This is a genomic window from Rhodococcus sp. P4_B6 (assembly GCF_056402215.1).
Window position 1 is genome coordinate 22,911 of record NZ_JBFUHV010000112.1, and the last position, 6,356, is coordinate 29,266.

Sequence of the window (6,356 nt, forward strand, 5' to 3'; positions counted from 1 at the left end):
TCCCTTCGTCCCCTACCGTCCTGGTAGCGGGAAGGAGGGAGCGCTGATGGTTTCGGCCGAGCCGATCGTGTACGTCGTCGACGAGATGGTGGTGTCGCCCGGTCGGGCGCGCGCGTTTCTCGACGCTTACCTGGAACGCTATGCGCCCGGCGCGATTGCGCGCGGCCTGACCCTCGATCGCGTGCTCGTCTCCCCGCCGGTGTGGCTCGAGGACCAGTCCAACACCGTCAGTGTCAGCTGGACCGTGCGCGGCGCTCGCGCCTGGTGGCATCAGAGCCTCCTCGCGCGCCACGACGCGGAGGTGCTCCGCTGGTGGGAGGACGCCGACGAGCTTCTCACCACCCGGCGACGCACGGTGTCCTGCTCGCCCGCGGACGTGGAGGTCGCGACCGATGTTTAAGGTGACCAAGCTGATTCACCTCGGCGCGGACTCGGACGGCAGCGCCGCTGCGTCGGTGGCAGGCAGGCTGCAGGACGTAGCGGCCTCCCGGGCCCGGCGTGTCCTCGTGGCACCGACCCTGCCCGGCGGCATCAACGGCGGCGACGTGATCGCGCACCTTCACTTCGACGACGAATCCGACTGGCGCGCCGTCGAACCCGATATCGCCGCACAGCTGTCCGTCCCCGAGATCGGGCACGTCGACAGCGTCGGCTACACGGGCGTTCCCACTCCCGCCCCACGCGCTTTCGAGCCGGCCGTGTACCGGACGCTCCTCGTCTCGGTCGAAAATTCCGCCGACCCGGCGGTGGTGCAGCAGTTCGAATCCGAGACGCGGGCGATGCCGGACTACATCCGCACCATCGGGACCTCGCAGCTGAGCCGGGTGCACGAGTCGGCCGGCGCCGCGCGGTGGACCCACGTCTGGGAGCAGGAGTACGCCGACCTCGACGGACTGTCCGGGCCGTACATGACGCACCCCTACCACTGGGCGCACATCGATCGGTGGTTCGATCCCGAACGCGGGCCGCGGATCGTCACCCGGCTGTGCCACAGCTTCTGCACGATCGACGGTGCGATCATCTAGCGGTTCCTACGACGGTTGCGGCACCTGCCATTCCCCGCTGAAGGAGGGGGGACGCTTTTCCACGAAGGCGCGCAATGCGGCCGGTGCGTCGGTCGCGAAGTTGACCGCCTGCGAACGGGACTCGTTCTCGAGTGCGTCCCGCAGCGACGACGTCGTGCCGTCCTCGATCAGTCGCGCCGACTGCATGACGGCCACGGTCGGCGACGCCGCGAGGCCGGCGGCGAACCGGGCGACCGTGGCATCCAGTTTTTCCGGTTCGACGAGTTCGCTGACCAGTCCCAGCGCGTCCGCCTGCTCGGCGTCGAGCATCTCGGCGAGCATGACCAAGCGCTTCGCGCGGTGCAGTCCCACCATGCGCGGCAGGAGCCAGGAGCCTCCGAAATCCACCGACAGGCCGCGTTTGGCGAAGATCTGGCTGAACTGTGCGTCGCGCGAGGCGATGAGCAGATCGCACAGCAGCGCCAGGTTCCAGCCGGCTCCGACGGCGTAGCCGCGCACCTTCGCGATCAGCGGTTTGGGGAACTCCGCGACCGCGAGCGCCGTCGCGTTGATCTGCCGCATCCGGGTCAGCGGGTGCATCGGGGCGCGCTTGTCGAGGTCTGCGCCGGTGCAGAAGTCGCTGCCCGCACCGGTGAGGATCACGACGCGGGTGGCGTCGTCGAGGGCGAGTTCGGCGAGCGTCTCGCGCAAGGCGATCCACGAGTCGAGGGTCATCGCATTACGCCGCGTGGGCCGGTTCAGCGTGATCGTCGCGACCGCGCCGTCCCGGCCGACCAGGACGTCGGATTCTGCGGATGCGGCCCCTGCGGTGGAGGGGAGGGATTCGATGCTCATGCGCGGCTCCAGACGTGGGCGCGGTTCTCGGCGACGCCCGGGTTGGCCGGCGCCGTGCCGCTCCCGGTCAGTCGATCACCGGAAACGTTCCATCGCAATGTCGTTCTGGGACACACAGGATGAGGCGAAACCTATGAGCTGTGTTCAGGTCTTCGAGGTGTGCGCCCGCACCAGTTCGACGAACGCGTGCCCGACGGGGGAGAGCATGTCGGGGTCGAACGCGATCCCGAAGGTGCGGGCAAACGTCGGCTCCGCCCGGCGGACCACGGCGCGGTCCCGGGCCGCCTCCGCGATCGACCGTTCCAGCAGGGTCCCGCCGATCCCGGCGAGTACCAGGGGAAGCCGCGCCTCGCGGTGATCGGACAGCGCCGCGAGGTGCGGTCGTGCCCCGGCGTGGCGGATCGATTCCTCGATCTCGTCCGCGACGGAGTGGCCGCGGGGAACGAACACCATCGGGACGTCGGGGAGGTCGGCGAGCGGAACCGGGCCCTCCGGCAGGTCGGTGCCCGGCGGGTATACGAGCCAGTACTCCTGTTCGCCGAGTTCGAGGACGTCCAGCCGGGCGTCGTCGAGCGGGAGGTGGGCCACCACGAATTCGCAGTGCCCGTCCTCGATCAGCGAGGCTGCCTGGGCCTCGTCTTTCAATTCACCCAAGCGCACCAGCACATTTGGGTGGGTTCGCCGGAATTCGGTGACGAGGTCGACGAGGGGACCGATCGCCAGCGCCGGAAACGCCATGACATCGAGCCGGCCGGCCAGTGCCCCGTCGGAGGTGGCGAGGAGGTCTTCGACGGCGGTGACGTCGCGCAGGATCTGCCTGCTCGGCCCGACCAAACTGCGGCCTGCGGCGCTGAGCACCATGCCGCGGCCGATGCGGTGGAACAATTGCACGCCCAGTTCCCGCTCGAGCCCGCGCAGTGCCTGCGAGATGGTGGGTTGTGCGACGCCGAGCGACGCGGCGGCCCCGTTGATGCCTTCGTGTTCCACGACGGCGAGGAAGTACTCGACCTGACGCAACTCCATGCGGTCAGTTCCCCTCTCGGGTGCCCGTGGCCTGGGTGGCCTGCGCGATCGAGACGAACGCCGAGGCTGCCGGTGATCCCGGGCCGGACCGCTGGACGAGTCCGACGGGCCGGGTCAGTTTCGGCGTCATCGACCGGATCGCGACCCCGCGCAATTGTTCCTCGGCGACCAGGCGGGGCAGGACCGTGGCCCCCGCGCCGCGCATCACCAGTTCCCACGTGGCGCCCGGGTGGGTGCAGTCGACGACCACGTTCGCGGGATCACCCACCAGATCCGTGATCAGGGCCGCGTCGCTCTTGTCCCCGAGATCCTGAATCAGGGGAATGTCCCGGACCGCCGAGCGGGGCACCGGATCGGGGAGAGTGTCGGCGAGGGCGTTCGGCAGGGCCAGTACCAGTTCCTGATCGCCGATGGGGACCGAGTGCAGTGCACTGTGGTCGACGGACAAATCGATCACCCCGAGTTCGGCCTCGCCGCGGCGCAGGGCACCGAGGACGCCGGTGGGGCCGTCGGCGTCGATGACGCGGACCGTCACCCGGGGGTACTGCTCACGGAACCGGCGCACCAGGTCGACGATCGGATCGATCGAGAACGCCGCGTACGTGACGACGTCGACGCGGCCGGATACGAGTTCGCGCACCGCAGCGACCTTGGCCTTGGCCCGCTCGACGTCGGCGAGGATGCGCCGGGCGGCGACGTCGAGCGTGCGGCCGTCCTCGGTCAGCTCGAGACGTCGCCCGGTGCGGTCGAACAGGGTGACACCGAGGCGGCGTTCGAGTGTGCGGATCGCCTGCGAAAGGGACGGTTGCGAGATGTAGAGGGACTGCGCGGCCCTGGTGATCCCGCCGTGATCGACTACCGCGACGAAGTAGGTGACGAGATGCAGGTCCACGCCGTCATCGTACGGAAGCTGTGACGCGGGCCGTGCCGGTCATGCGGCTATCGGCCACGCCACACCGGCGGGCGCTTCTCCGCGAACGCACGCGCACCCTCCTGGGCGTCCTCGGAGGTGAACACCGGATCGAGGAAGCGGCGTTGCCCGGCGAACGCGTCGGGGTCGGTGTAGGCGGCCGACATCGCGAGTACCTGCTTGGTGGCCCGGACGGCGAGGGGACCGTTGGCGGCGACCCGGGCCGCCAGGTCGCGGGCGGTGTCGAGCGCCTGCCCGGGCTCGGTGAGCCGGTTGACGAGTCCGTGCGCGTGCGCGACCTCGGCGGTGAGGGGATCGCCGGTGATCGCCATCTCCATCGCGATCGGATAGGGCAGCACCTTCGGCAGTCGCAGCAGACCGCCGGCGGCCGCGGCGAGCCCCCGCTTGACCTCGGGGATGCCGAACTTGGCGTCGCGGGCCGCGACGATCAGGTCGGCCGACAGGGCCAACTCGCAGCCGCCGGCGAGCGCCCATCCTTCGACGGCGGCGATCAGCGGTTTCGTCGGCGGGGCCTCGGTGAGTCCGCCGAATCCGCGGCCGGGCAGCGACGGCCGTTCGCCGCGGCTGAACGCCTTCAGATCCATGCCCGCGCAGAACGTTCCCCCGGCGCCGGTGAGGATCGCGATGGTCAGGTCGGGCCGCGCCTCGAATTCGTCGATCGCGGCGGCGAGCGCCTTCGCGACCTCGAGGTCGACGGCGTTCTTCGCCTCCGGGCGGTTCAGGGTGATGACGGCGACGCCGTCGGCGAATTCGGTGAGAACCACACTCATGGGGTGTCTTCCTTACGGGAGGTAGGGGTCCAGCGTTCGGGGCGGCCGCCGAGCGAGCGGATGCTTCCGCGGTCGGCGAGAACGAGCAGGTGGGCGTGGGTTTCGCGGACCGCGAGGCGGAGCAGGCGGTCGGACATGGAGTCGAACGGCCGCGACCACGAAATGTGTTGCGAGATCTCCCACGCCGTCGATTCGGGCCACACGGCCAGAGCGGCGACGATCTCGGTGAAGCGTTCCTCGTGATGACCCATCAGCTGCCTGGCACGCTCGGCGATCCCCCGGAACCGGTACTCGTGCGCGGGCAGCACCTCACTGTCGGGCATCGAGGTGGTGGCGTGCAGCGACAGCAGGTACCGGTGCAGCGGATTCTCCAGTTCGCCGGGGACGGTGGAGATGTTGGGACTGATGCGGGGCAGCATGTGGTCGCCGCTGAACATGAGCCCGTGGGTGTCGTCGACGAACGTCAGATGACCGGGCGTGTGCCCGGGTGTCCAGACTGCCCGCAGATCCCAGCCGGGCAGGCCCAGGGGAGTGCCGTCGCCGAGTACGACGTCCATGGACTCGCCCGGCCCCAGCCGGACGAGGTCGACGCGGGCGGCGGCGAGGATGCCGGTGGGTGCCCCGAGCTGGTTGAGCTGGGTGTTCCACGTGTGTTCGTCGGCGGTGGTGTCCGCCGCCGAACGGTGGCCGAGCAGTGCGGCATCCGCGCCGTGCATCGCGAGTGCCGCCCCGCTGACCTCCCGCAGCCGGGGTGCGAGGCCGAAATGGTCGGGATGCAGGTGGGTGACGGCGGCGTACCGGACGTCGGTGACGTGGTGCCCGGTCTGCGCGATCCCGTCGACGAGCGCCCGCCACGACTCCTCGGAATCCCAGCCGACGTCGATCAGCGCGAGACCGTCGGGGATCGTGAGCGCGTAGATCAGGACGTACCGCAACGGGTTTCGTGGCATCGGCACCGGGATCGACCACAATCCGGGGCGCACCTGCTCGACGGGTGGGAGCACGCCGCGGGCCCAGGCCTCACGCTGGACGGTACCGACGTCCTCGGTGACGATCACGACGGCACCTCCGTGTCGCGGAGTCCTTCGCGTAGGGCGCGTTTGAGGACCTTGCCGCTCGCGCCCCGCGGAAGTTCGGCGACGTAGACGATCTCGCGCGGCTTCTTGTACGACGCGAGCCGGGTGGCGGTGAACGCGATCAGGTCCTGCTCGTCCGGTGCGTCCGACGGGTCGGCGAGCCGGACGACCGCCGTCACGGACTCACCCCAGGTCCGGTGCGGCACACCGACCACCGCGACTTCGGCCACCGCCGGGTGCTCGGCGAGCACCGTTTCGACCTCGATCGGGTACACGTTCTCGCCTCCGGTGATGATCATGTCCTTCACCCGGTCGGTGACGAACAGATAGCCCTCCGCGTCGATGTGCCCGGCGTCGCCGGTGCGCAGGAAACCGTCGTGGGTGAGAAGGTTCGCTGTCTCGTCCGGCCGTTTCCAGTAGCCCTCGACGTTGTTGCGTGAGCGGCACACGATTTCCCCGGATTCGCCCGCCGGGAGCCGGGCGCCGGTCACCACGTCCCGGATCTCGACCTCGACACCGGGCATGGGCCTGCCTGCCGACCGCAGCAGGTGCGCGCGGTCCCCGGACGGGTTGTGGTCCCGGGCGGCGAGTGCGGTGACCGAGCCCGTCGTCTCCGTCATGCCGTAACGCTGCACGAATCCGCAGCCGAGGCGATCGATCGCCCGCCGGAGCAGCGTGGTGGTGATCGGCGCCGAAC

At 69.9% G+C, this 6,356-nt stretch carries 8 protein-coding genes; 2 read left to right on the plus strand and 6 right to left on the minus strand.

Features of this window, described 5'->3' with window-relative positions; all coding sequences use genetic code 11:
* Positions 1–46 precede the first annotated feature (46 nt).
* Positions 47–400: a hypothetical protein gene (locus tag AC1DWT_RS35075; protein WP_206013235.1), complete on the plus strand. Its 354-nt coding sequence runs from the start codon at positions 47–49 to the stop codon at positions 398–400.
* Positions 393–1,025 carry a Dabb family protein gene (locus AC1DWT_RS35080; protein ID WP_206013234.1) on the plus strand — a complete coding sequence of 211 codons (633 nt, stop codon included), beginning with the start codon at positions 393–395 and terminating at the stop codon, positions 1,023–1,025. The genes AC1DWT_RS35075 and AC1DWT_RS35080 overlap by 8 nt, the downstream gene beginning before the upstream one ends.
* Before the next feature lie 6 nt (positions 1,026–1,031).
* On the opposite strand, the gene AC1DWT_RS35085 is transcribed toward AC1DWT_RS35080, so the two are convergent.
* The 6 genes from AC1DWT_RS35085 to AC1DWT_RS35110 all read right to left on the minus strand — a co-directional run.
* Complete coding sequence (locus AC1DWT_RS35085; protein WP_095862424.1) at positions 1,032–1,859, minus strand: enoyl-CoA hydratase/isomerase family protein; 828 nt, start codon at positions 1,857–1,859, stop codon at positions 1,032–1,034.
* Positions 1,860–2,003: 144 nt separating this feature from the next.
* Positions 2,004–2,882: a LysR family transcriptional regulator gene (locus tag AC1DWT_RS35090; protein WP_072947198.1), complete on the minus strand. Its 879-nt coding sequence runs from the start codon at positions 2,880–2,882 to the stop codon at positions 2,004–2,006.
* A 4-nt stretch (positions 2,883–2,886) separates the two neighbouring features.
* Positions 2,887–3,774: a LysR family transcriptional regulator gene (locus tag AC1DWT_RS35095; RefSeq protein ID WP_072947197.1), complete on the minus strand. Its 888-nt coding sequence runs from the start codon at positions 3,772–3,774 to the stop codon at positions 2,887–2,889.
* Positions 3,775–3,821: 47 nt separating this feature from the next.
* Positions 3,822–4,583 carry a crotonase/enoyl-CoA hydratase family protein gene (locus AC1DWT_RS35100; RefSeq protein ID WP_072947196.1) on the minus strand — a complete coding sequence of 254 codons (762 nt, stop codon included), beginning with the start codon at positions 4,581–4,583 and terminating at the stop codon, positions 3,822–3,824.
* Positions 4,580–5,641 (minus strand): MBL fold metallo-hydrolase, encoded by a 1,062-nt coding sequence (locus AC1DWT_RS35105; RefSeq protein ID WP_206013232.1) that lies wholly within the window; start codon positions 5,639–5,641, stop codon positions 4,580–4,582. The genes AC1DWT_RS35100 and AC1DWT_RS35105 overlap by 4 nt, the downstream gene beginning before the upstream one ends.
* The coding region (locus tag AC1DWT_RS35110; protein ID WP_477924163.1) for a class I adenylate-forming enzyme family protein at positions 5,638–6,356 on the minus strand (719 nt) is incomplete at its 5' end. The genes AC1DWT_RS35110 and AC1DWT_RS35105, both read right to left, overlap by 4 nt.

Excerpts from the sequence above, each read along its gene's own strand:
- AC1DWT_RS35100 (WP_072947196.1), bottom strand. The coding sequence starts at position 4,583 with ATGAGTGTGGTTCTCACCGAATTCGCCGACGGCGTCGCCGTCATCACC.
- AC1DWT_RS35075 (WP_206013235.1), top strand. The coding sequence starts at position 47 with ATGGTTTCGGCCGAGCCGATCGTGTACGTCGTCGACGAGATGGTGGTG.
- AC1DWT_RS35090 (WP_072947198.1), bottom strand. The coding sequence starts at position 2,882 with ATGGAGTTGCGTCAGGTCGAGTACTTCCTCGCCGTCGTGGAACACGAA.
- AC1DWT_RS35085 (WP_095862424.1), bottom strand. The coding sequence starts at position 1,859 with ATGAGCATCGAATCCCTCCCCTCCACCGCAGGGGCCGCATCCGCAGAA.
- AC1DWT_RS35080 (WP_206013234.1), top strand. The coding sequence starts at position 393 with ATGTTTAAGGTGACCAAGCTGATTCACCTCGGCGCGGACTCGGACGGC.